This window comes from Chryseobacterium sp. BIGb0232, assembly GCF_024810195.1.
Taxonomy (GTDB): Bacteria; Bacteroidota; Bacteroidia; order Flavobacteriales; family Weeksellaceae; genus Chryseobacterium; species Chryseobacterium pennae.
Window position 1 is genome coordinate 40549 of the sequence record NZ_JANUEH010000011.1, and the last position, 23531, is coordinate 64079.

At 35.1% G+C, this 23531-nt stretch carries 23 protein-coding genes; all 23 read right to left on the reverse strand.

The genetic code is table 11. The features are described from left to right. Position 1 precedes the first annotated feature (1 nt). Entirely contained in the window at positions 2-928 is a 927-nt protein-coding gene (locus tag M2372_RS20205) for a mevalonate kinase (protein ID WP_115973804.1), read from the reverse strand. A gap of 160 nt (positions 929-1088) precedes the next feature. Continuing rightward, positions 1089-3269: a M12 family metallo-peptidase gene (locus M2372_RS20210; RefSeq protein WP_123318996.1), complete on the reverse strand. Its 2181-nt coding sequence runs from the start codon at positions 3267-3269 to the stop codon at positions 1089-1091. 176 nt (positions 3270-3445) lie between these two features. Beyond that, positions 3446-4936, reverse strand: a complete 1491-nt coding sequence (locus M2372_RS20215; RefSeq protein WP_123318995.1) for an MFS transporter — start codon at positions 4934-4936, stop codon at positions 3446-3448. A gap of 106 nt (positions 4937-5042) precedes the next feature. After that, positions 5043-6221 carry an acetyl-CoA C-acyltransferase gene (locus M2372_RS20220; protein ID WP_115973801.1) on the reverse strand — a complete coding sequence of 393 codons (1179 nt, stop codon included), beginning with the start codon at positions 6219-6221 and terminating at the stop codon, positions 5043-5045. 51 nt (positions 6222-6272) lie between these two features. Then, the gene (locus M2372_RS20225) at positions 6273-6683 is read right to left on the reverse strand and encodes a hypothetical protein (RefSeq protein WP_123947443.1); all 411 of its coding nucleotides are present in this window, start codon (positions 6681-6683) and stop codon (positions 6273-6275) included. Between the two features lie 2 nt (positions 6684-6685). Then, the gene (locus M2372_RS20230) at positions 6686-7090 is read right to left on the reverse strand and encodes a hypothetical protein (protein ID WP_123318994.1); all 405 of its coding nucleotides are present in this window, start codon (positions 7088-7090) and stop codon (positions 6686-6688) included. A gap of 297 nt (positions 7091-7387) precedes the next feature. After that, complete coding sequence (locus M2372_RS20235) at positions 7388-8770, reverse strand: nucleoside permease (protein WP_123318993.1); 1383 nt, start codon at positions 8768-8770, stop codon at positions 7388-7390. Between the two features lie 20 nt (positions 8771-8790). Then, on the reverse strand, positions 8791-9390 hold the full coding sequence (locus M2372_RS20240) for a bifunctional nuclease family protein (RefSeq protein WP_123318992.1): 600 nt from the start codon (positions 9388-9390) through the stop codon (positions 8791-8793). A 181-nt stretch (positions 9391-9571) separates the two neighbouring features. Next, positions 9572-10519: an electron transfer flavoprotein subunit alpha/FixB family protein gene (locus M2372_RS20245; RefSeq protein ID WP_115973796.1), complete on the reverse strand. Its 948-nt coding sequence runs from the start codon at positions 10517-10519 to the stop codon at positions 9572-9574. A 38-nt stretch (positions 10520-10557) separates the two neighbouring features. Continuing rightward, a complete protein-coding gene (locus M2372_RS20250; RefSeq protein WP_076351723.1) occupies positions 10558-11304 on the reverse strand; it encodes an electron transfer flavoprotein subunit beta/FixA family protein in 747 nt (248 codons plus the stop codon). Positions 11305-11453: 149 nt separating this feature from the next. Continuing rightward, complete coding sequence (locus tag M2372_RS20255; RefSeq protein WP_115973794.1) at positions 11454-12161, reverse strand: SDR family oxidoreductase; 708 nt, start codon at positions 12159-12161, stop codon at positions 11454-11456. A gap of 79 nt (positions 12162-12240) precedes the next feature. After that, positions 12241-13152, reverse strand: coding sequence for a T9SS type A sorting domain-containing protein (locus M2372_RS20260; protein WP_115973793.1), 912 nt, complete (start codon positions 13150-13152; stop codon positions 12241-12243). Positions 13153-13360: 208 nt separating this feature from the next. Next, positions 13361-14278, reverse strand: a complete 918-nt coding sequence (locus M2372_RS20265; protein ID WP_123318991.1) for a T9SS type A sorting domain-containing protein — start codon at positions 14276-14278, stop codon at positions 13361-13363. Between the two features lie 268 nt (positions 14279-14546). After that, positions 14547-15926, reverse strand: coding sequence for a dipeptidase (locus tag M2372_RS20270; protein ID WP_115973791.1), 1380 nt, complete (start codon positions 15924-15926; stop codon positions 14547-14549). Between the two features lie 170 nt (positions 15927-16096). Continuing rightward, a complete protein-coding gene (locus tag M2372_RS20275; RefSeq protein ID WP_123318990.1) occupies positions 16097-16372 on the reverse strand; it encodes a hypothetical protein in 276 nt (91 codons plus the stop codon). Positions 16373-16509: 137 nt separating this feature from the next. After that, on the reverse strand, positions 16510-17658 hold the full coding sequence (locus M2372_RS20280; RefSeq protein ID WP_185018759.1) for a class I SAM-dependent methyltransferase: 1149 nt from the start codon (positions 17656-17658) through the stop codon (positions 16510-16512). A 155-nt stretch (positions 17659-17813) separates the two neighbouring features. Continuing rightward, positions 17814-18254 carry a DinB family protein gene (locus M2372_RS20285; RefSeq protein ID WP_115973789.1) on the reverse strand — a complete coding sequence of 147 codons (441 nt, stop codon included), beginning with the start codon at positions 18252-18254 and terminating at the stop codon, positions 17814-17816. Beyond that, positions 18254-19417 (reverse strand): methylmalonyl-CoA mutase family protein, encoded by a 1164-nt coding sequence (locus M2372_RS20290; protein WP_123318989.1) that lies wholly within the window; start codon positions 19415-19417, stop codon positions 18254-18256. The genes M2372_RS20285 and M2372_RS20290 overlap by 1 nt, the downstream gene beginning before the upstream one ends. Positions 19418-19501: 84 nt before the next feature. Further along, entirely contained in the window at positions 19502-19858 is a 357-nt protein-coding gene (locus tag M2372_RS20295; RefSeq protein WP_115973787.1) for a septum formation initiator family protein, read from the reverse strand. Between the two features lie 5 nt (positions 19859-19863). After that, positions 19864-20478: a uridine kinase gene (udk, locus tag M2372_RS20300; protein ID WP_045497309.1), complete on the reverse strand. Its 615-nt coding sequence runs from the start codon at positions 20476-20478 to the stop codon at positions 19864-19866. A 207-nt stretch (positions 20479-20685) separates the two neighbouring features. Then, entirely contained in the window at positions 20686-20991 is a 306-nt protein-coding gene (locus M2372_RS20305) for an ATP-dependent Clp protease adaptor ClpS (RefSeq protein ID WP_123318988.1), read from the reverse strand. Positions 20992-21002: 11 nt separating this feature from the next. Further along, positions 21003-22361, reverse strand: a complete 1359-nt coding sequence (locus M2372_RS20310; protein WP_123318987.1) for a hemolysin family protein — start codon at positions 22359-22361, stop codon at positions 21003-21005. Positions 22362-22629: 268 nt separating this feature from the next. Continuing rightward, entirely contained in the window at positions 22630-23493 is an 864-nt protein-coding gene (gene atpG / locus M2372_RS20315) for an ATP synthase F1 subunit gamma (protein WP_115973784.1), read from the reverse strand. Between the last annotated feature and the right edge of the window lie 38 nt (positions 23494-23531).

The window sequence follows — 23531 nt, forward strand, 5'->3', positions numbered from 1 at the left end:
TTTAAAATCTGTAAATCACCTCTTTTTGGAATCCATCAAGCATTTTTTCTGCTTTTTCATAGTCCTGGGTAAAGCCTAAGATATAGCCTCCCCCTCCGCTTCCGCAGAGTTTTAAGTAATATGCATTGGAATCCAGTCCTTTTTTCCAGATGTTAAAAATACTTTCAGGTATCATCGGACGGAAATGTTCATAAGCCCAGTGAGAAAGTTTTTTTAGATTTCTGAAGAAAGGATTCATATCTTTTTTAAGAAAAGCTTCTATACAGGCGTTATTGTAACGGATAAACTCTTCTTTCAGTGTTTTACGGAACCCTTCTGTCTTCATTTTTTCAAAGAAGATCTGGATCATTGGTCCTGTTTCTCCTGTAATTCCGGAATCAATCAGGAAAATTGCTCCTTTTCCTCCTTCTCCGTCAGGAATTGACACTCTGTCTAAGTTTTCTTTGTTTTCAATAAGAATAGGAAGATTCATGTAGCAGATCAATGGATCCATACCTGAGCTCTTTCCATGGAAATAGCTTTCCATTTCACCGAAAACAGCCTTTAATTTTTTAAGATTTTCCTTAGAAATATTATCTGGATTTAATTTGCTGACCGAATATTTTTCAAAAATAGCAGCCACCAAAGCCCCCGAACTTCCTACTCCATATCCCTGTGGGATATTGGAATCAAAGAAAAGTCCGTTTGAAATATCGTTTTTAAGACTTTCAATATCCAATGTAAAATCATCAGAGAGATCAAGTGTTGTAAGAAAGTCTGAATATTTCTGCAGATGTCTGTTTGAATTAAGCTCAAATTCTGAAGCCAGGTCTGAAAATTTTAAGGTTCCTTTATAGAAGCTGTAAGGTACTACAAGCCCCTGGGAATCTTCAATCATTCCGTATTCTCCAAACAGGATTATTTTTGCATAAAATAAAGGGTTGGTCATATTGACAATAAATCTTTTTGCAAAGTTAAAAATTATTCCGCTGAATATAAGCAAAACCCGGACCGAAATATCAGTTATTTATATTTCTTCTCCGGTTTATATATTAAAAATACGAAAAAAGCCTGATATCCTCAGGCTTTTATTGATATTTATTTAAAAATCAGTGTTTGATCAGCTTTTTGTTGATCGTCTGCTTATCCGTTTCGATCGTTATTACATAGTTTCCTGTCTGGACGGATGAAAGATCTACTTCTTGCTTATTTCCTTTTAAAGAAGAGGCTGAAGCGACCAGTCTTCCGGACTCATCATATATTTTATAAGCTTTCAATCCTTCATTAGAGGATATGGTCATTATATTTTTAGCAGGATTCGGATAAATGCCGATTGTATTATTTTTCACATTTACATCTTCCACCCCCAGCACCGCGCAGGAGAAACCAGCTTTCCAACCAATACCGTTTTCGGCAGGATCTGAAACAAACTTGATTGTAATGGCTCCAGAGGGATTTGTAGAAGTAAAAGGTCCCGGAACAGCGCTTCCTGACAGCTTATTTCCGTTAGCAAATAAAGGTGAGGAAGTAGAAGGTCCATCATAAACATACATAAAATCATACCCCTGTTCTGTTCCAAATTCTGTAAAGGTCATAGTCATGGATGAACCTGAAGCGGGATAAAATGTTTTTATTATTTCTTCATCATTGCCATAATTGGCATTTGGGCCTCCTGTATCAATAAACTGAACTCCATCACACCAAGCTGCATCTGTCAGGAACACTCCTGATTTCTGATAGTATGTTTCATTAGCACAAGGACCTACTCCATCTATTCTGTAATAAGTTCCAGGCTGAAGATTGGCAATACTAAAGTTTGCTGTACTGGTATTTCCTGTTGTCACAGGGGTACCATCAATTTTTGAAACCTTATATTTCCAGGTTGAAGATATGGCATCAGTAATCAATATATCAGCAGAATTCTGTGTTGTAGAAGTTGCCGCAATAGATGAGATACTGGGAATACATGATACTGTACAGTTGGTTCCAAGACAAGGTTTGGAATCAATGGTATTTCTGATCAAAGCAGCCGGCTGATCTCCAAAACCATTGCTGAAATTGATTCCTATTCCTGACATTAAGTGGCAGTAGCTCATGATTGTACCTGAAGCAGGCAAAATATTACTCGTACACGTAAGCCCTTCATCCGCTATTATAGATGGCTTTGCAGTGGGTCCACACCAGTCAATTGGAGTATTATTTCCGTTCCAGGCACATGCATGGGTATGTGGTGATCCTAAGCTATGTCCCATTTCGTGTGTCATAGCCTGAATTGTCCAGGAATATACCGGTACATTATTATAACTTTGGCTGATTCCTGAATAGGCATGTGCATAGGTTTTACATAAAGAATTCAGATAGGCAACACTTGTTGTACTTGGAGCATTGATCAAATGAGCAAGATCACCATTAAAAACCTGTCTGTTGGCTGAAAATTTAGATAGATTATTACTCGGATTTCCTGTATACGGATCTGGCGTGGTCCAGATATAAATTTCATTCAAAGCTGTTCTTATATCATCATTGGTGTAGAGGGTTGCAATATTATTATGAACCGCTGTAAGCCAATTAGTAACAGTGGTGGTATTGGAACCGTTATTCTGATAGGGTTTATAGCAAACTTCATAGTAGATCCTTACACAATTTTGGGTCAACGTTTTTTTCTTACTTAGATTGGGATCATACGAAATTTTCTGTCCCTGATTTTCTTTTATTTCATCAATACCGCAGATAAAAGGGTTTGCTCCTGTTAGTTTGGAGTCTGAATAACTTACAAAATCTTCAGTATTTTTGGCTTTTCCCAATACTATATTTCCCAGCTCCGGCGTAGAAGCTACCCCTACTACATCATTCTCAAAGAAACTGAAAGCTACAACAGAACTGTTGCTCCCTTTTACAATTCCCTGATAATATACTCCCGGAGTATAGTTTACGGTTTTCCCTTTGTTGGTAACCACTTTAAAATTGCTTGTAAAGATTTGATTTTTATACATTTCAACGGTAATCTGCTTACCTCCGTCAAAAGGAAAGGAAATTTCGATAAATTCCGGTTTTTCACTCATCAACCTTTTCAACTCGGCAGCCTTTAAGGAAATAACGGTAATATCTGTTGCAGCACGTCTGTATTCAGCAAGTTTATTTGTATTCTGATTGATATCAAACAGATCATACTTGTTAACCTCACTTTTTCCGGAATGGTATTCTGAAATTTTTTGGGCAATTGGTCTTAGTTTTTGAGAAAGACCAAGCACAAAGCATTGCAAGAAGCAAAGCAATAGAATTTTTTTCATAGTTTTAATGATTAGATTTAATTAACAAATAAACAAAAAAAATCAAAACATAGTGAAAAATAAATATTATTTCACAATAACCACACAGTCATTATAATAAATAAAGCCAGATCAATAAATAATTGATTTTAATTCACGTAAATAAAAAAAGACGTTAAAATAACGTCTTTTAATTTTTATAATGTTTCTCTGTCTGTTCTCATTTTTACCTTCAGGAAACGGATCAGTATCAATCCTGCGCCGAAGAATAAAGTCATGGACAAAGCTGCAATTCGCATATTATTAAAATGTTCAATTAATGTTGCAAAGATAAATGTTCCGATAATGATTGCTATTTTTTCCAATACATCATAGAAACTGAAATAAGTGGTGTTTTCCATCGAGTTTTCCGGAAGCAGTTTTGAATAAGTAGATCTGGACATTGCCTGAAGACCTCCCATTACCAATCCTACTACTGCTGCGACTCCATAGAACTGATATTCTACTGTTGGATTTTCCTTATTCAGGAAATAAGCCCATAGACAGGCAACAATCCATAGGAAAATAGCGATTGAAATAACATTTCTATTTCCTATTTTTCTGGATAATCTTGAGAAAATAACAGCGCCTATAATGGCTTCGATCTGGATCACTAAAAGGGTTCCGATAAGTTTATCCTGAGCAAGATTGATCTCACTTTTTCCGAATAAAGTAGCCATAAGGAAGATCGTCTGCATTCCTACACTGTAAAAGAAGAAACTTGAAAGGAAAAACTTCAGGTTTCTATCTTTGAATAGCTCTCCTCCTACTTTAAATAATTCATGGAAACTTTCTTTGGCAATATCCTTGTAAAAGCTCATATTGTCTTTTAATACCTCAAAAAAACCACCTTGTTCTTCATGTTTTTTAAAGATGTTCTTATAGTTTAATAATACAAGATCTTTAGGAAGTTTATCTTTTACATCCCCGAATTGAGGAAGATGTTTGAAAGTATACTGTGAGAAACCAAACCACCACGCTCCGGTCAACAGGAAGCTGATTCTTGTAAATAATAGCTGTTGTGCTGCTCCTTTGGCAAAAACCTGAATCAGGACTAAGCACAATACCACTAAAACTACAGAGCCAAGATATCCATAGACATATCCTTTTGCAGAGAGTGCATCCTGCCTGTCCGGCGTTGCAATATCCGGAAGGAATGAGTTATAAAACACCAGACTTCCCCAGAAGCCAACACTCGCTGTAATACTGAACAGGAGCCCCAGAAACACATTATGCATTCCTGTGAACATCGCTAATCCCATACAGGATGTTGCACCCAGGTAACAGAAGAACTGCAGAAATGATTTTTTATTTCCGATAGTATCTGCCAATGAAGATAAAAACGGAGACAGTAATACTACAATAAAGAACGATATGGTTAATGAATATCCATATACGGCATCGGGTTGGTATTCGTTGCCGAAAATTTTGATCATGTGCCTTACCGGAACATCGATCCATTTTTTTGTTTCCGTTACATATTCCTTTTTTTCATACGCTGTGGTAAGAATAGAGTAATAAATAGGGAAAATGGTAGACGTAATAACCAGGGAATACACGGAGTTTGCCCAGTCATATACAGCCCAGGCTTTCATAATCTTCGGATTATTCTTTATGTTGTTGGGTTGTCGGTTCTCAGTTTCAGACATTTCAAATAAATATTAGTAGCACAAAAATAGAAAAACCATTAAGAAATGGATAAGATTTTAAAAAAATTATCAACTCCTTAATGGCAATACACTCTGAAACAGAATGTTATATATTTTCAATCACAATTGCAGAGGCTCCACCACCACCGTTGCAGATTGCTGCTGCACCGTATTTCGCGTTATTTTGCTTCAATACGTTGATTAATGTCACAATGATTCTTGATCCTGAACTTCCCAGTGGATGCCCTAATGCTACTGCTCCTCCATTTACATTTACTTTGGAAGCATCTAATCCTAAGATTTTATTGTTTGCCAGTCCTACAACAGAGAAAGCTTCATTAAATTCAAAGAAATCAATATCTGACACCTCTAAACCTGCTTTTTTAAGAGCAATAGGTAAAGCTTTAGCCGGAGCAGTGGTAAAGTTTTCAGGCTCATGTGCTGCATCAGCGTAAGAAACAATCTTAGCTAATGGCTTTAATCCTAATTCTTCCATTTTTTCTTTAGAAACAAGGATTAATGCAGATGCCCCGTCGTTCAATGTAGATGCATTAGCAGCTGTTACTGTTCCATCTTCTTTTTTGAAAACTGTAGGAAGTGTTGTAATTCTGTCGAAGTTTACAGCTTTGTATTCTTCGTCTTCAGCAAAGATTACTGGGTCTCCTTTTCTCTGAGGAATGGAAACCGGTACAATTTCGTCGTTGAATTTTCCTTCGCTCCAAGCTTTTGCTGATCTTTTATAAGATTCTATAGCAAAGTTATCCTGGTCTTCTCTTGTAATGCTATAATCAACGGCACATTTCTCTGCACATACTCCCATGTGTACTTTGTTGTATACGTCTGTAAGGCCGTCCAATACCATACCATCCAGCATTTTGATATCTCCAAGTTTTGTAGCGACTCTTGCATTATAATAGTGAGGAACTAAAGACATATTTTCCATACCTCCTGCAACAATTACTTCTGCATCACCTGCTTTGATAGCCTGTGCAGCCATTGTTACAGCCTTCATTCCTGAAGCACACACTTTATTTACTGTGGTGGAAGGTGTATTGATAGAAAGACCTGCTCCTAAAGCTACCTGACGAGCCGGTGCCTGTCCTTCTCCTGCCTGTAATACATTCCCCATATAAATCTCCTGAACATTGGCAGGATCTAAACCAATTTTATCTAATGCTCCTTTCACAGCGGTAGCTCCCAATTTAGTAGCCGGAACTGTTGATAAACTTCCCATAAAACTTCCCATAGGGGTTCTTACTGCGGAAACAATGAATACTTCTTTCATGTATATAATTTTTATTTTAGCTAAAATGAAACCGGAGTTTCATATTTAAATTTATTTTATTTTTATGTATACGACATTAAATTCAGAACCTGCAATCTTAGTGTTAATTTTCAAAAGATTATCCTGAGTTGCTACTACTCTATTGCTGAAAACATCTCCAATCTGTACAGGGTCATTCTTATCCGACTTTTCCATAACGATCGATTTATAATTGCAGTCATCCACAAAAACCAATGTAGATTTTATATAATCTTTCCCGTTATTGAAATATTCGGTCTGTACATTATCCTTAATGGTCATATGCCATATAGCTTCCGGATAATTAGCTCTCAGGAATTTCCCTTCTTTTATATTCGTACATTTAGTCGGGTTATCCGGCTTTTTCTGTACTGTTTGCTGGGATTTGACCTGTGAAGTCATTAACAATAATACCCCAGCTGAAAATGCTTTTAAGAGTCTCATATTCATATTTGAGTTCGTTGATTAACTTTTTTATTATTTCCTGCAAAAACCAACAGAAAGGCTCCTAAAAATTCTACGATCCATCCCCACTTCAATTTAACGATTCCTGCAAAAGTTTCTCTCCAGGATTTAAAAGGTAAAAAACTGAAGTAATCTAATGACTGTAGCTTTACAGCCACCAAAGTGAATGCAAACAAAAGAATAAGCAAAACACCAAAAGATCTTACGATTTTCGCATTACTATTGACAATTCCAAAGACTGCACATGCGGCAAAAATCCAACATGTAATAGCCAAATAGTGATCGAGTTTCCAATAATTCCAGTTTCCTATAATAGGTACATGTACCAAAGGCAGAAAACTCCCTACAACCACTAATAACAATCCTAATAACTGAATATTTTTCATATTTACTAAAGTGCCAAAATACGAAAAAAAACACATTTCCAAATCATCTGTTATCAAACATGTATTTCCTCTCCCTAACACTCATTAGTTATAATAAAAAGCTTTCAATATTAAATATTTATCAATAATATATCCATTATTTTAATGAATTAAAAACACCAAATAGCCATTATTATAATTTTTAAATCACATTTTATGCTTATCATCTGTTTAGCTTAATTATGAATTGATTTAAAATAAAAAAATTGCACTTTCTTATCGAAAGTGCAATTTTATATTATGGTACTGTTAATTGAATTAATGTTTAACTGAAGAAACGTCCTCAGGCTTGTGCTTATGTTTAAATAAAACAGCAAAGAATATAGCAAGAACCAATGAATAAATGGCAAATGATAACCATATCTGCTGCCAGTCTTTCACCATAACAACAGAGGAAAGACTACCATCTGAGTTTACGACTGCATTAAAGCTGTTTTTCAGGATCTCCAGGAACGTAGGGTTATCAGGAGTAGTCTCCAGATAAGTAGATAAATCCGTAGCTGTTGTAAATTTATGGGTAAAGAATTTATCTATCGCCCAACCTGCAATATAACTACCAAAAACGGCCCCAAAACCATTGGTCATCATCATAAATAATCCCTGTGCTGATGAACGGATCTTTTTATCTGTTGTTGTTTCTACGAAAAGTGAACCTGAAATATTAAAGAAATCGAAGGCCATTCCGTAAACAATACAGGAAAGAATGATTAGTGAAAGCCCGTATCCGTCCGGTACTCCATAAGCAAAGAATCCAAATCTTAATACCCATGCCAGCATAGACATTAACATTACTTTCTTGATCCCGAATTTCTTCAGAAAGAAAGGAATTGCCAGAATAAACAGAGTTTCTGAAACCTGGGAAATCGACATAATGATTGTAGATCTCTGTACTACGAATGAATCAGCATATTTTGGAAAATGAGCAAACTCACTTAAGAACACATCTCCGTAAGCATTTGTTAACTGAAGTGCTGCTCCTAAAAGCATTGAAAACAAAAAGAACAAAGCCATTTTATAGTTTCCAAAAAGCTTAAAAGCATTTAAACCTAATTGTTCTGACAAAGGTGAACTTTTATCAATCAGCTTTTGTGGTGGACATTTTGGTAAAGTAAGCGCATAGATTCCTAAGAATATAGCTACTGCTCCTCCGATATAAAACTGTCCTTCTGTTGCTTTATTTCCACTAAGATTAGTAATCCACATGGCCACAATGAATCCAATGGTACCCCAAACACGAATGGGTGGAAAATCTTTCACTACATCCAGATTATTATTCTTTAGAATAGTATAGGAAATTGAATTGGCCAGGGCAATAGTAGGCATATAAAAGCACATTGCAACAAGCATCACCGAAAAGAAAGAATTGGGATCTGCCGAATGTGGTAATATGAAAAGCATAACCCCGTAAAGAATATGTAATACTGAAAAGATACGTTCGGCATTCACCCAACGGTCAGCAATAATTCCAGTAATGGTTGGCATAAAAATAGAAGCAATTCCCATGGTTCCGAAAACAGCTCCAAACTGTGTTCCTTCCCAATGTTTAGTACCAAACCAGAAGTTCGCCATCGTAATCAGCCATGCTCCCCAGACAAAAAACTGGAGAAAACTGAGGATGGTCAGTCGTAATTTTAAATTCATTTTTATATAAAGTATCTCTTTTAGTCAATTTTCTTTTTCCTCCTCTTGATTTCTTCCTGAATTTCAAGGGCGGTATCATAGTCTTCTTCTTTAACGGCATCTTCCAGAAGCTTCTGAAGTTCTTCCATAGAAAGGGATTTTAAGTTGTCTTCAGTCTGCACTGTTTCTGAAAAGGTCTGCTCTTCTTTTGACACATCTTCCAGCTCTAATAAGATTCCTGCTTCGTTTAAAACCTGCTGTGTAGTAAAGATAGGTGCATCGAATCTTACAGCCATAGCAACAGCATCAGAAGTTCTTGCATCAAGGATCAGCTCTTCTTCAGTTGCTTTATTTTTAAAGTTAATATTTGAAAAGAATACCCCATCTACAATCTGATAAATGATTACAGAAACCAACTCATAATTGGTTGAAACGATAAATTTTGAGAATAAGTCGTGGGTAAGAGGGCGCGGTGGATGGATATCTTTTTCCAATCCGAGAGAGATAGATTGAGCCTCGAAATTTCCTATAACAACAGGTAATTTTATGTGTGTTTCCTCATGCTCCAGTAACAATGCGTACGCCCCAGATTGGGTCTGACTGTACGATATTCCGCGAATAATTAGCTGCTTATAATCCATAGCTACAAATATAGATTAATTTTTTGTTGTGATTTCACTTTTTTAGACAAAAATAAAAGCCCGGAAAGCCGAGCTTTTATTGTATTATATGTGATTGTCAATGGTCAATCGTGAATTTTACTTTGCAAGTGAATGATTAAAAATTAACTAACAAAGCGAATTGACTATTCACCATTAAATTTTATCCTTTAATAGCTTTAATTTTCTCTGTTAAAGCAGGAATAATCTGGAAAGCATCTCCTACCACTCCGTAATCTGCAGATTTGAAGAATGGTGCTTCAGCATCACTATTGATTACTACGATAGTTTTTGAAGAGTTTACTCCAGCTAAGTGCTGAATTGCTCCTGAAATCCCAACTGCGATATAAAGGTTAGGTGAAATAGCTTTACCTGTTTGTCCTACGTGTTCTGTGTGAGGTCTCCAGCCAATGTCAGAAACCGGCTTAGAACAAGCTGTAGCCGCTCCTAAAACATTTGCCAATTCTTCGATCATTCCCCAGTTTTCAGGACCTTTCATCCCTCTACCTGCAGAAACAACCACTTCAGCTTCTTTAAGGTCTAATTTCCCTGAACTTTGCTCGTGAGAAATTACTTTAGTATCTTCATTAGCAACAGATAAGTTTTTCACTTCTTCTGAACCTGATACTGCGTTTTCTTTAACACCGAAAGCATTTTGAGAAACTGTAACAATTACTCCGTTTCCTTCAGCTTTTGCATGCATAAAACCTTTTCCTGAGAATGCTCTTCTCTTCACCTGGAATGGAGAAAGACTTTCCGGAGCTTCCAATGCGTTAGTAATTAAAGAATAATTCTTCATAATTGCTAACATTGGTGCTACTGAAGAAGCATCTGTAGTGTGAGGAAAAACGATAATGTTTCCATCTGCTACTTCATTCACAGCCTGAGCAAATGCTTTAGCTGAGAAATTTTTAAGACCTTCGTCTTTGATATTGATAACGTTTGATGCTCCATATTTGTATAATAAATCTGAAGAATCGGTAGGGTTTACAGAGATTGCTGTAACGGTATCTCCTGCTTTGTCTGCAACAGCTTTAGCATAAGAAACTGCTTCGAAAGCTGCTTTTTTGTAAACTCCATTTATATTTTCTGCGTATACGAATACTGCCATTTTCTTAAATTTAAAGATTAAAAATTAAAGGATTAAGATTAGATCACTTTAGCTTCTTCGTGAAGCAATCTTACCAATTCATCCAGATTGTCCGGAGAAACCATTTTCACAGCTGCTCTTGGTGGAACACTGTCATAAGATACTCCCTGAACTTTAACTTCTGAAGAAGTAGGCTCTACTACCTGTAAAGGTTTTGTTCTTGCAGACATAATTCCTCTCATGTTTGGAATGATAAGGTCTTTTTCGTCTACTAAACCTTTCTGACCTGCAATAATTGCCGGTAATTTAACAGAAATAGTTTCTTTTCCACCTTCAATTTCTCTTACTGCAGTAGCTTCGCTTCCATTTACATCTAATCCTACAGATGCATTTACGAAAGGCTGGTTTAATAATTGAGCTACCATTCCCGGTACAGAACCACCGTTATAATCGATAGACTCTTTACCACAAAGGATTAAATCATATCCTCCGTTTTGAGCTACAGCAGCAATTTCTTTTGCTGTAGAATAGCTATCCTTTGGATCAAGGTTTACTCTTACTGCATCATTAGCACCAATTGCCAGTGCTTTTCTGATTACAGGTTCTGTACCAGCATCTCCTACGTTGATTACTGTTACAGTTGCTCCCTGAGATTCCTGTAGTTTAACCGCTTTTGTCAACGCAAATTCGTCTAGCGGGTTAATTACCCACTGAATTCCGTTTTTGTCGAAAGCAGATTTATCTGCTGTAAAGTTAATTTTGGAAGTAGTATCCGGAACACTACTAATACAAACTAATATTTTCATGTGTACTATTTTATTTTTTCTCTTTTAGGCATAAAATCATGACAGTTTATGCAGAGATTTTGTTTGAATTAATTTTTGCTAATATAAATAAAAAATATATTATGCATGCATAATACTTATTAAATTATTATTCAATACATTAGATGTACTTATTTACCTGGCTGTGTTGCTCTAAACTCTATTTTACTAGGCAAAACCCTTGAATTCATCTTTAAAATGTCCAATATCAGATTCCCCATATCTTCAGGCTGAATCTTCCAACTGTCTTTTTCAGATGGAACATTTCCGTTAAAATAGGTAGCCACTGATCCCGGCATAATTACCGTAGATTTGATATTGTACTTTCTCAAATCAATCATTGCTGCCTGGGTAAATCCTACGACTCCGAATTTTGAAGCGTTATAACCCGTTCCGTTTTCAAAGAAATTAGCTCCTGCCAGGCTTGAAATGGTAATATAATAGCCTTCTGTCTTTTTCAGTTCTTCTACAGATGCTTTTAAAGTATAAAAAACACCGGTAAGATTGGTCTCTATCATATCATTCCACTCTTCAGCGGTCAGTTCATCAACAGGCTTAAATATACCCAGTCCGGCGTTTGCAATCACATAATCCAGTCTTCCGAACTTTTCAATAACAGATTTTACAGCTTCTGTTTCACTTTCCAGGCTTCTCACATCAGAAACAACTCCCAAGACATTTGGTGAATATTGCTTAAGTTCATCTTCAGCTTTTATCACATCTTCTCTTTTTCTTCCTGAAAAAGCTACTGAAATTCCATTTTCAAGCAGGATTTTGGCAATTCCCAAACCTACTCCCTTAGTTCCTCCTGTTATATATGCTGTTTTATGTTTTAACATCCTGTTTAAAATTTATTTCTCTAAAATAACAAAAACGCTCCAATTGGAGCGCTTTACTGATACTAAGATTTATCAGGTCTTATTTTTTGATGAATTTCTCGGTAGTTCTACCTTCTTTTGTTTCGATATTAATGATGTAGCCTCCTGTGTTCAGATTTCTTACATCAATTTTATTTCCATCCAGACTAACATTCATTTTTCTTCCGTTCATGTCGAAAATTTCAACCGTGTTAATTTTCTCTGTAGAATTTACATTTAAATAATCTACTGTTGGATTAGGAGAAATTGTTGTTTTTTTAACATTGCTGAATATTTCTTGAGTTCCTAATGTTGCATTCTGACCTTCAATACTAAATGCAAGACCATCAAACGCAGGTTCGTCTGTAAGGAATGATATACTTGTCCAATTTGTAGCTCCTGCACCAAAAGCATTCATAGGGTCTACAAGTTTCGCTCCATTGCCATTGATTTGGCCTGAGAACCAGTTAAATCCATTATTGCCACTGTTGGCACCATAAGAAGTCTGATTAGTTTTTGCAGCGAATACAACCCAATAAGTAGTATTAGCAGACAAAACAACAGGTGTACTTAGCGCTGCCGTTACATCAATTTCAAAAGTATATCCCGTTAAAGTTTTTACCAAAGAATATCCAGGAGCTCCTTTAGCTACATTTATTGCTGCAATTGGATTTCCAGCTCCATTAGGGATTCCAGCAGGGGATCCGGCAGCATCTGCATAAATATAAAGCATTGCTCCTGTTGCAATAGTAGTTTCTAAATTTGACGCATTTTGAAAGCCCAGCACTTTCACTTTTGTTATTCTGCTTTGACTAGCAAGGGTAAAGTCATCTGCAGATGCGACAAAGTTCCCATTTGCCAAAGCGTCAGCAACAATTCCGTTTTGACTTGTAACTGTTTGATTAAAAATTGTTGTTTGCGCATTTAAAGAGGCTAGTCCTAAAAAAGCAGCCAATAGTAAAGTTCTCTTCATGATGAATAATTTTAGTTTATTACAAAAGTATCAATTTTAAGTTAATTAAACAAAAAATAAATAAATTAAACAAAAAAATATATAATAAAATAAATAATTATCATATTTAATTTCAAAAAAAACATAAATAATTCAAAACAAAAAAACATACACATCTAAAAAAAATAATACAAAAACACATTTAATATTAAAAATTAAATTAAATAAATTATTTTTTTAATATTTTCTTCAAAACACGATTTTTTTCTGTTGTTATTTTTACAAAATAGAGTCCTGGAATCATGGTTTTCATGTTAATAGTATTGTTATTTAATTCTACCCTCACTTTTTTACCTTGAAGATCAAACATTTCAATATCATTTATTTTTTCAACAGAGCTTATTTTCAAGAAATCTGTGACCGGATTAGGATATACTGTAAGAAGGTTAGAATTTGCTTTTGCTTCTTTCACAGATAGAATTAATTCATCATTAATCTTAATATTATCAAAATACGCCGTTCCCATCCCATTATTGTGAACAAACCGCAATTGATCCATCGTAAGAGGATTTGAAACAGGTTCAGAATAAATTAATGTATCATTAAGGTAATACCTGTTCTCTATAGCTGTACCCACTATTTTGAATCTATGCCATGTATTGGGAGTCCAGATTCCTGAGGTAGAAACCAGATTCTGAACATTTAAGTTTTTATCTAAAATCTTTATAACTCCCGTTTTATCAAAGTCAACTCTTACAGCCATCTGTTCATTTATATTATCTATTCCCTGAAATCCAAATATGGAAGTATCAAGCTGAGACATATTAATATCAAATGAAACTGAAAAATTAGTAGTATTAAGCGGAGATACCAGATTGCAAAATCCTCCAATAACGGGTTCCGACTGAACACCATACATAGTTTCCCTGACAATTTTAAGAGCACTGCTTCCATTAGTGGCATTATCTGTGCTGATTGTCTGGTGGATTACATTTTCTGGATTTCCTCCCGTAGGAGTACTGATCCATGGTCCCTGTCCGTGAATATTTCCGATTGTAAACCCTTCACTGTCTTCAAAAGATACAGTCTGCTGTGCAAAAGAAAGCATTGCCAATAAGGAGCACGCGATTGAGTAGATTTTTTTCATTAGTTTTCAAGTTTGGAATAAAAATATAAACTTTCCTTGAATAGTGAAATAACCTGTCATTAAATAAAGAATAAAGCTTTTATACTCAGTGGATTTAACTGCTTACAAACCCTATTTTATTCTTATTCTAATTAAATCCAAGTTAAATACTTTCATTAATATCATTTCTTCAGAGAATTATTCCTTACTATTAAACCTGCCTAAAGTTTATAAAATAAATAAGGCGCTTCGTAGAAGCGCCTTATTGTACCGAATGATATTCAATATTTTATTTTGAATAGTTTTCAAAAAATAATGGAATACTTTCAATTCCCTTATAGAAATTGAACAATCCATAGTGCTCGTTTGGAGAATGGATCGCATCAGAATCCAGCCCGAAGCCCATCAATACTGATTTAGCTCCTAAAACTTTCTCAAACATAGATGTAATTGGAATACTTCCACCACTTCTGTATGGTAATACTTCTTTACCAAATGCAGTTTCCATCGCTGTTTTAGCCGCTAAAAACTCTTTGGTGTCGCTTTGTAGTACATAAGGCATTCCACCATGGTGAGGTGTTACTTTCACTTTTACGGTATCCGGAGCAATTTTTTCGAAATATTTCGTGAATTTTTCTGTAATTTCTTCCGGAGTCTGATAAGGAACCAAACGCATTGAAATTTTAGCGAAAGCCTTGGAAGGAATTACTGTTTTAGCTCCTTCTCCTGTATATCCACCCCAGATACCATTACAGTCTAAAGTAGGACGGATAGAAGCTCTTTCTAACGTTGTATATCCTTTTTCACCTTCAATATTACTCAATCCGATTGACTTTTTGTATTCTTCAGGATTATCCTTCAGTTTATTCATTTCTGCTCTGTCTGCATCAGATACGACTTCAACGTTATCATAGAACCCATCAATAGTGATATGTCCATTTTCATCGATAAGATTAGCGATCATTCTTGATAACACATGGATCGGATTTGGAACTGCTCCACCATAAAGTCCTGAATGCAGGTCTCTGTTTGGCCCTTCCACTTCTACTTCTACATAGCTTAATCCTCTTAATCCTGTTGTTACAGTAGGTTGCTCATTACTATAGATGTGTGTATCTGAAATTAAAATACAATCGCAGGATAATTTTTCCTGGTTTTCATTCACAAAGTCTCCTAAACTTACAGAACCTACTTCTTCTTCACCTTCTAAGATAAACTTAACGTTACAAGGAAGCGTATTTGTTCTCATCATCGCTTCAAAAGCTTTCAGGTGCATAAAGAACTGTCCTTTATCATCTGCTGCTCCTCTTGCGAAGATAGCTCCGTCCGGGTGAAGTTCAGTTTTTTCGATATAAGGCTCGAAAGGAGGTTTTCTCCATAATTCCAATGGATCTGCCGGCTGTACGTCATAGTGACCATAAACCAATACTGTTGGCAGGTTTGTATCTATAATTTTTTCTCCGAAAACGATAGGATACCCTTTAGTTTTGCATATTTCAACTTTGTCAGCACCTGCATTTCTAAGGTGTTCAGCACATACATCTGCACACTTCAATACATCATCTTTATATGCCGGATCTGCAGAAATAGAAGGGATTCTCAATAACTCAAATAATTCATCCACGAAACGCTGCTTGTTTTCGTTAATGTAATTTAATGTCTCTTGCATTGTAAAATTTTATTTTGTTAAAATTAAAAAAAATGCACCGCTGGGCCAAGTAAAAACACAGGATTTTCTAAAGAAGAAGATTATTTCCTGATGATTGACCCATCAGCTATTTTTAAAAATAAAAAATGCCCTGCAAAATAACAGGGCATTTTTATATTGTATACTACTAATTAGTGTTCAGCTTTTGGAGCCTCTTCTTTTTTCTCAGCAGGTTTTGCAGCAGCAGTACTGTCTGTTTTAGGAGCTACAGCTTCAGGTTTTGCAGCTTCTTCTTTGTGTTCAGCAGCAGCACCATGTGCACCATGAGCTTCTCCACCCTGAGGGTCATCAGAATATCTTTCTACTCCTTCTTCAAGTTTCAAAACAGCCTTGCTTCCACCCTGCGGAACTTTTTTACAGCTTACCGCTACCGTTGCAATTGCTAAACATATAACTAATTTTTTCATATGTAAAATTTATTTTTTAAATATCATATGGAACCGCACTATTTTAGTCTATTCTGATAAGCTAAACAGCGATCGATTTCCTGCTCTAATTTTTGATTGCCCAAAATTAAGAAATCCTGCTTCTTTTGGCAACATTTTTAGACTGATTTTAAAATAATTTTCCCTTTTTTGGACTGTGTAAAAATAAGATAATCATTTCCACCATCTTTCAACCCATATTTCTTTTTTATTTCTTCAGGTTTTAAAGGGTAATTTTTCGCAATAATATTATATTGCTCTTTCTTTTTAATCTTTTTAGAATCAATAACTTCCATTTCAAAAACTCTTCCCGGAAAATCGATTATCCTTTCAGAAGAAGTATAAAAATGAGTATTAGGATGCAGTTTTTTAACACCAAATTTTTCAGAAACCAGATTGAAAGTTCCAGCCTTTAAAATAGAATTATTAGGAATATAAATGAATTTTTCAGGTTCGGAATATTCCGATTGAGCATTTTCCTCTTCCCCAAACGTGAAACTAAAGGTAGATTCTCCACTTTCAAGGTTCACACAGTTGCAAATAATTGAGTTCTTATTTTTCCCGGATAAAAATACCACCACCTCTTTTACATCATTTTTAAGAGCGATGATATCAAGTCTGAAAATATTGGGTAAAACTGAAACAAGGTATTTCAGATCAATCAATGGAGAGAGTTTAACAATCACCTGATCTGATATTGATATCAACTTTTCCTGAATTTCAAGGATATTAGGAGAAAGATCTTCTAAAAGAAATACTTTATTTTTGTTCTGGTCTCTTCGGGCGGGATCTAAGTAAATGGAATCAAAGTTTTCCTGGTTTTCATTCAAAAAATCCTCCAGTTTCTGATTGATAAATCTTGCCTTCTTCCCCAGAGTAGTCCAATTGTGTTCAACAATTTCTAAAAGCTCCGTATTTTGCTCTATTAAAGTAATATTCTCAAAGTTTTGAGATAGATAATAAGCATCAATTCCAAAACCACTGGTTAGGTCGATAAACTTATTTCCTTTTAAAATTTCAGATTTATAAAGAGCTGTTTTTTCAGATGAAGACTGCTCCATATTAAGCTGTGGTGGAAAAACAATACCGTCTTTCAGCAGGAAAGGGAATTTTTTTTCTGCGACCTGCTTTCCTTTGATCTGTTGTACGATCTCCTGCATGGAAACTTCCGGAAACGGGGATTTCTTCAACAGTAAGGAATGCAAATCTGTTTTTAGATTTGCATTGATATAGCTCTGAACTTCTTTATTTAATAGTTTATTCTCCACAAATTCTACGAATCTTTACATTCTTTTGGTTAAAATGCTTCGACTCCGCTCAGCATGACAGCGCTAATACTTAATGTATAATTTCTAATCTGGGAAATAAATACAGCATGTTTTAACAGTGTTATACTAAGCGGAGCCGAAAGATCTCCACAGAACTATCTTTTATAAAAAATATAGTCTGTTAATATAGGTTCTATACCGTTTTGTTTAAGTAAGGAATTAATCTGTCCTCTGTGATAAGTCGAATGATTAATTGCATGAAAAAGCATTTCAAAAATACTGTTTTCAAATTTTGTTCCTCTTGAATTCTGATATTCTATTCTTTTCTCAAGATCAGAATCTTTAACGATTTCAATACTTTTTACAAAATTCTGATGATTAATTTCATTCAATGATTCAAAAGAATTGACTTGCCAAACCTCAAATGTAGGTTCTCCCAGTATCCTGGCATTCCAGATCTGTTGTGCATTAAGAGTGTGATTAATCAAACTGATTGTTTTATCATCAACAAGTTTCCTGTTTTCAGAAATAACTTTAATCATTTCAACGTTGAAATGATAGGTGTATTCGAATAAGTCTATTAGTTTGTCTTTCATTACTCAAACATTTCTGCCCAACGAACGGCTTTTATTTCTTTTTCGCTGTACAAGTCACTGATTGACTTTTTAACGTCTAGTTTTGGATATAAATTAACTCCGATCAACTTTATTTTTCCTTCTTCGATCCATTTTTGCTCTTCAATAGCGTGATCATAGATTTTTTTCTGAACAATTCCCTGCTTTAAAAGTTCAAGATAACCTCCGGCTTCTTCCATTTCTACAAATAAAGCCCAGGATTTGTCTGCAATCTGTTTCGTGACATCTTCAACATAATAGCTTCCGTTAGCAGCATCTTCAAATACATTGATGATACTTTCATACGCCAGTACAATCTGCTGCTTGAAAGAAATTTCTTCAGAGTTATCTGTGCTTCTTTCTACAAGGTAATTGTTGGTGAAAACAGCGTCTGCCCCACCGATCATGGCTGAGGCCAATTCTAATGTGGAACGGATCAGGTTGTTTTCATTATCAGCAACCGCTTTATTTCGAAGAGAAGTCTCCGCGAAAATGTAAGGAATTTCATCCAGTCCATATTCTTTGGAAAGCTGGTTAAAAACCATTTTAAAGGCTCTCAATTTCGACATTTCAAAGAAGTAATTCCCTCCAATAGCAATTCTGAAGATTAATTTGTTAAAAATTTCAGATCCATATATTTCTACAAGTTCTTTTGTTTTTGCCAAAGCAATTCCTAATTGCTGATAGATGGCTGCTCCTGAATTCTGATGCAATGAAATATCAACACAAATATTTCTTTTGAATCCTTTTGCCAATAATTCTTTTGCCAACTGATCATCAATTGTTGCATCTTTTTCATTGAAGACGTCAATTAAAGAAAAATATTGATCTTCTTCCTGAGGGCTGATATGTCCCGCAAGATCTTTATTGTTAACAAAGACGGTTTTCTCAGTCAGATTTTCTACATTCTGATCGAGTAAAAATGCAAATACTTCATCTTCCAGACTTTCATGATATCTGGCTACCAAATGGGTGCTTTCTTCAACTCTTGGCAGATTTACCAAAGGTTTTTTAACCTCCGTATAAAAAGGTCTTACTTCTATCCCTTCCAGGTTTTCCTTTTCCAGAATAGGGTAAATATCCTCTGTTTTAAGTTGTTTTTTTACTAAATTTTCCCAGGTTGGAAGTGTAGCTGTATTTGACATTAGTTTTATTTAAATTGTGAATTATCAATAGTGAATTATACCTATAAAAGCTAATTAACTCTTTCCTACTGACATATTCTATTATTATTTCTTAGCGACTTTTGCACTGTCGACCACCAGAATGAAGATTTCTTCATTCGGTTTCTTCATAAAATAATTTTCTCTTGCGTATTTTTCCTTTTCTGATTTGTTGTTCATCAGTTTTTTATAGAAGGCATCATTCTTTTCGTATTCTTTTTTGTAATACTCCAATTGATCTTCATATTTATGAATCTCACCATTCAGTTCGTTAATTACAAGAAATGAGGTTTTGTCGAAGAAAATCATCCATACCAAAAACAGACAGATCGTAATGGTATACTTATTCAATACATATTTCTGGATAAGTTTGAATGTTTCAGATTTCGGCTGAATGTCTTTGATAAGGTTATTTTCTTCCATTTTTTTTAATGTTTTTTCAACGAGTTCTTAATAACAGTAGTTAAAAAATCAATCGCTACGGAATTCTGCTTCATATTTGGAATAATAAGATCGGCATCATTTTTAGATGGCTCAATGAATTCCTGGTGCATTGGTTTTAATGTGGTCTGATAACGGTGTAATACTTCGCTCAGATCTCTTCCTCTTTCCTGTGTGTCTCTCCTGATCCTCCTGATCAGTCTTTCATCAGAATCTGCATGAACAAAAACTTTCAAGTCAAATTCTTTCAGTAATTCTTTATTGGTAAGAACCAAAATTCCTTCTACTACTAATACATTCTTAGGCTCTACAGTGACGTGATCACCTGTTCTGGAATGTGTTACAAAGCTATAAATAGGCTGTTCTATGGGCTCATTATTCTTTAAAGCCTTCACATGTTTTATCAACAGTTCAAAATCTATTGATTTCGGATGGTCATAATTTAAAGCCTCTCTTTCGGTCAGTGTAAGACCTTGGTTGTCGTGATAATAATTATCCTGAGAAAGGATATTCATTCCTTCGATGTCAAGCTGCTGAAGTATCTTATCAACAACTGTAGTTTTGCCAGATCCTGTTCCACCGGCAATTCCTATTACAAGCATTGTTTTTTGTTTCTTTATAGTTGGTACAAATATACTATTTTAGATAAAATGTGGCAATGCAGGAATATTGAGAAATTGAAAGATTAGAACGTTTAAAAATTAAAAGATTTTTCTGGGGAGTATTGTTCTTTGTCATTTAGAGCTATGACGGGCTTTTCAGTTCATTATTTAATAAAAAAACCGACAATTAATTTGTCGGTTTTTATTTTATACGATTTCACTTGTTAATTCGCGTGAAAGTAATTTTTCGTGCATAGGCTTCAGAACATCTAGTGAGCCTGTTTTTACTGTACATTTGCCCTTATAGTGAACCAGCATTGTACATTGCTCTGCCTGTTCCATGGTATGCTTACATATTTCTATGAGGCTATCGATTACATAATCAAATGTGTGGATGTCATCATTATGCAATACAATTTTGTAGACATCATCAGTATCATCCAGTACCAGAACTTCTTCTTCATACTGGCGTTTTGGATTTTCGTAGTCTTTTATACTGTTATAAAAATTCATTCTTAGTTGTTTTAAACTTCACCAATTTTTTCTGCTAAACTATCAATAGCATTGGGTTCCTGATAGATCAATTCAACGAGTTCAACACTCTTATTATTCATTTTCAGAATTTTGAAATGATAATTATCCAGATCAAACTCCTGATTTTCCTCTGGAATTTCTTCTAATTCATACAGAATGAAGCCTGCCAATGAATTGTATTCACTTTCTTCGGAAAGAGGTAACCTTTTAGGTAAAAATTCATTGATCTCATCCAAAGGCTGTGTAGCCTTTACCCAATAGGTATTGTTGGCTATTTTATCAACTATATTTTCCTCATCATCTTCTTCATCCTGAATTTCTCCAACTAATTCTTCCAGAATATCTTCCAAAGTAATAATACCCTCTGTTCCCCCAAATTCATCAATAACGATAGCAATGTGTTGTTTTTTCTGTTGAAAGGTTTTTAGCAAGTCGGAAACTTTCTTACTTTCTACTACGAAAAATGCATCACGCATCAGATCTTTAAGATCCTCATGATCTAAAGCTCCTTTTCTTTTAACATATTCCCTTATAATTTCTTTAGTATAGAAAATACCAATTATATTATCAATAGAGTCAAGGTACACAGGAATACGGGAATAGCCGCTATCCATAATCGTATTAATAATATCATTCACATCTTCTTCAAAGTCGATGGAAGTAATATTCTGTCTTGGAACCATGATTTGTTTTGCAGAGTGATCTGTAAAATCAAATGCATTTTTAATGATCTCGTAGTTCTCTTCTTCAATTTCACCACTGTCTGCACTTTGCTTTACCAAAAGCTGAAGTTCTTCTGTAGAGTGAATTTCCTGCTCTGAAGCCGGGTGAATTTTGATCAGTCTTAAGAAACCGTTTGACATGAGATTCATTAACCAGATAAATGGTTTGAAAACTGTATAGAATACTCTCAATGGTACAGCTGTAGCCATTGTGGTAGCCTCCGATTTTCTGATCGCTATTGATTTTGGAATAAGTTCACCAAATACAATATGCATAACGGTAATCAGTACAAAACTGGTAGCTACCGAAATGGTAGTAATTGTTGTCTGAGTCAAGTCAACGTTCAGAGACTTGAAAATATTTTCAAAAATATGATGCAGAGCGCTTTCTCCTACCCATCCCAGAGCAAGTGATGCCAACGTAATACCTAATTGTGTAGCGGAAAGATATTCATCAAGGTGTTTGATGATATGTTCTGCCTGCTTAGCCATAGAATCGCCTTCTGCGGCTTTTATTTGGATTTGTGAGTAACGAACTTTAACAATTGAAAATTCTGCGGCTACGAAGAAGCCATTTAGTAAAACAAGAAATAAGGCCAGCAAAAGCCTGACTATGTCCGAGTCCATTTAGAAGTTGTATAATTTTATTAGGTACAAAGATATGCAAAATAAAAATAACCTGAATCCCGGATAGATTATTTCAATAAGGGAATTTTCAAGAGGAAATTCGACCTTTTAAAACCTGCCTATTTTGGGATAAAAAAAATAATTGGACCTTCTCTTCCATTTCTGCATAATAGAGTCGATTTTGGATGCTTATTTACGATTTCAACCTTTAGAAACAAAAAAAGCACCGATAAGATCGATGCTTTTAATTGTATGTTAAAATAATTCTTTACGAATTTTTCAAAGCTTCTGCTCCGGAAACAATTTCCAAGATTTCATTGGTAATTGCAGCCTGTCTCGCTTTGTTATAGAAGATCTTAAGATCATTTCTAAGCGCTTCTGCGTTGTCTGTTGCTTTATGCATTGCAGTCATTCTCGCTCCATGCTCAGATGCTACTGAATCTAAGATTGATTTGAAAACCTGAGTTTTGATAGACTTTGGAATCAAGTTATCCAGGATTTCAGCTCTGTTAGGTTCAAAGATATAATCTGTTTCAACCTGTGGCTCTGTAGTTTCAGGCATTGAGATTGGAAGAAGCTGTTCTGTAGTTACTTCCTGAGTGGCAGCATTAACGAATTTGTTATAAATAACATAAACTTCGTCAAATTTACCTTCTTTGAAGCTAGTCATCACTCCTTCTGTAATGTGAGCAACCGCATCAAAGTTTAAATTATCATATACAGAACTTCCATTAGCATATACTGAACGATTTCTTCTTACAGCATCATATACTTTTTTACCTACAGGAAGAACTTCAATCTCGTACTGAGAATTGTTCTGAAACTGAAGGTTAAGCTCTTTTACAATTGAAGAGTTAAAAGCTCCCGCAAGACCTCTGTTTGAAGTAACAGCGATGAAAAGTATTCTTTTAACCTCTCTTTTCTGAGCATATACAGAAATCTGATCAGGATCTGAGCTAGAATTTACATTCTGGATAAGCTCCTGTAATTTTTCAGAATAAGGTCTTAACATTACGATTGCGTCCTGTGCTTTTTTAAGTTTCGCAGCGGAAACCATCTTCATAGCACGTGTAATCTGCATCGTAGATGAAATTGACGTAATTCTGCCTCGTATTTCTTTTAAGTTTGCCATTAATTTGGGTTCAAAGTTTAAGGTCTAAAGTTTAAGGC

What these genes read in the sequence shown, in the direction of transcription:
- M2372_RS20205 (WP_115973804.1), bottom strand. Translation starts at nt 928, where the DNA reads ATGACCAACCCTTTATTTTATGCAAAAATAATCCTGTTTGGAGAATAC.
- M2372_RS20210 (WP_123318996.1), bottom strand. Translation starts at nt 3,269, where the DNA reads ATGAAAAAAATTCTATTGCTTTGCTTCTTGCAATGCTTTGTGCTTGGT.
- M2372_RS20215 (WP_123318995.1), bottom strand. Translation starts at nt 4,936, where the DNA reads ATGTCTGAAACTGAGAACCGACAACCCAACAACATAAAGAATAATCCG.
- M2372_RS20220 (WP_115973801.1), bottom strand. Translation starts at nt 6,221, where the DNA reads ATGAAAGAAGTATTCATTGTTTCCGCAGTAAGAACCCCTATGGGAAGT.
- M2372_RS20225 (WP_123947443.1), bottom strand. Translation starts at nt 6,683, where the DNA reads ATGAGACTCTTAAAAGCATTTTCAGCTGGGGTATTATTGTTAATGACT.
- M2372_RS20230 (WP_123318994.1), bottom strand. Translation starts at nt 7,090, where the DNA reads ATGAAAAATATTCAGTTATTAGGATTGTTATTAGTGGTTGTAGGGAGT.
- M2372_RS20235 (WP_123318993.1), bottom strand. Translation starts at nt 8,770, where the DNA reads ATGAATTTAAAATTACGACTGACCATCCTCAGTTTTCTCCAGTTTTTT.
- M2372_RS20240 (WP_123318992.1), bottom strand. Translation starts at nt 9,390, where the DNA reads ATGGATTATAAGCAGCTAATTATTCGCGGAATATCGTACAGTCAGACC.
- M2372_RS20245 (WP_115973796.1), bottom strand. Translation starts at nt 10,519, where the DNA reads ATGGCAGTATTCGTATACGCAGAAAATATAAATGGAGTTTACAAAAAA.
- M2372_RS20250 (WP_076351723.1), bottom strand. Translation starts at nt 11,304, where the DNA reads ATGAAAATATTAGTTTGTATTAGTAGTGTTCCGGATACTACTTCCAAA.
- M2372_RS20255 (WP_115973794.1), bottom strand. Translation starts at nt 12,161, where the DNA reads ATGTTAAAACATAAAACAGCATATATAACAGGAGGAACTAAGGGAGTA.
- M2372_RS20260 (WP_115973793.1), bottom strand. Translation starts at nt 13,152, where the DNA reads ATGAAGAGAACTTTACTATTGGCTGCTTTTTTAGGACTAGCCTCTTTA.
- M2372_RS20265 (WP_123318991.1), bottom strand. Translation starts at nt 14,278, where the DNA reads ATGAAAAAAATCTACTCAATCGCGTGCTCCTTATTGGCAATGCTTTCT.
- M2372_RS20270 (WP_115973791.1), bottom strand. Translation starts at nt 15,926, where the DNA reads ATGCAAGAGACATTAAATTACATTAACGAAAACAAGCAGCGTTTCGTG.
- M2372_RS20275 (WP_123318990.1), bottom strand. Translation starts at nt 16,372, where the DNA reads ATGAAAAAATTAGTTATATGTTTAGCAATTGCAACGGTAGCGGTAAGC.
- M2372_RS20285 (WP_115973789.1), bottom strand. Translation starts at nt 18,254, where the DNA reads ATGAAAGACAAACTAATAGACTTATTCGAATACACCTATCATTTCAAC.
- M2372_RS20290 (WP_123318989.1), bottom strand. Translation starts at nt 19,417, where the DNA reads ATGTCAAATACAGCTACACTTCCAACCTGGGAAAATTTAGTAAAAAAA.
- M2372_RS20295 (WP_115973787.1), bottom strand. Translation starts at nt 19,858, where the DNA reads ATGGAAGAAAATAACCTTATCAAAGACATTCAGCCGAAATCTGAAACA.
- udk (WP_045497309.1), bottom strand. Translation starts at nt 20,478, where the DNA reads ATGCTTGTAATAGGAATTGCCGGTGGAACAGGATCTGGCAAAACTACA.
- M2372_RS20305 (WP_123318988.1), bottom strand. Translation starts at nt 20,991, where the DNA reads ATGAATTTTTATAACAGTATAAAAGACTACGAAAATCCAAAACGCCAG.
- M2372_RS20310 (WP_123318987.1), bottom strand. Translation starts at nt 22,361, where the DNA reads ATGGACTCGGACATAGTCAGGCTTTTGCTGGCCTTATTTCTTGTTTTA.
- atpG (WP_115973784.1), bottom strand. Translation starts at nt 23,493, where the DNA reads ATGGCAAACTTAAAAGAAATACGAGGCAGAATTACGTCAATTTCATCT.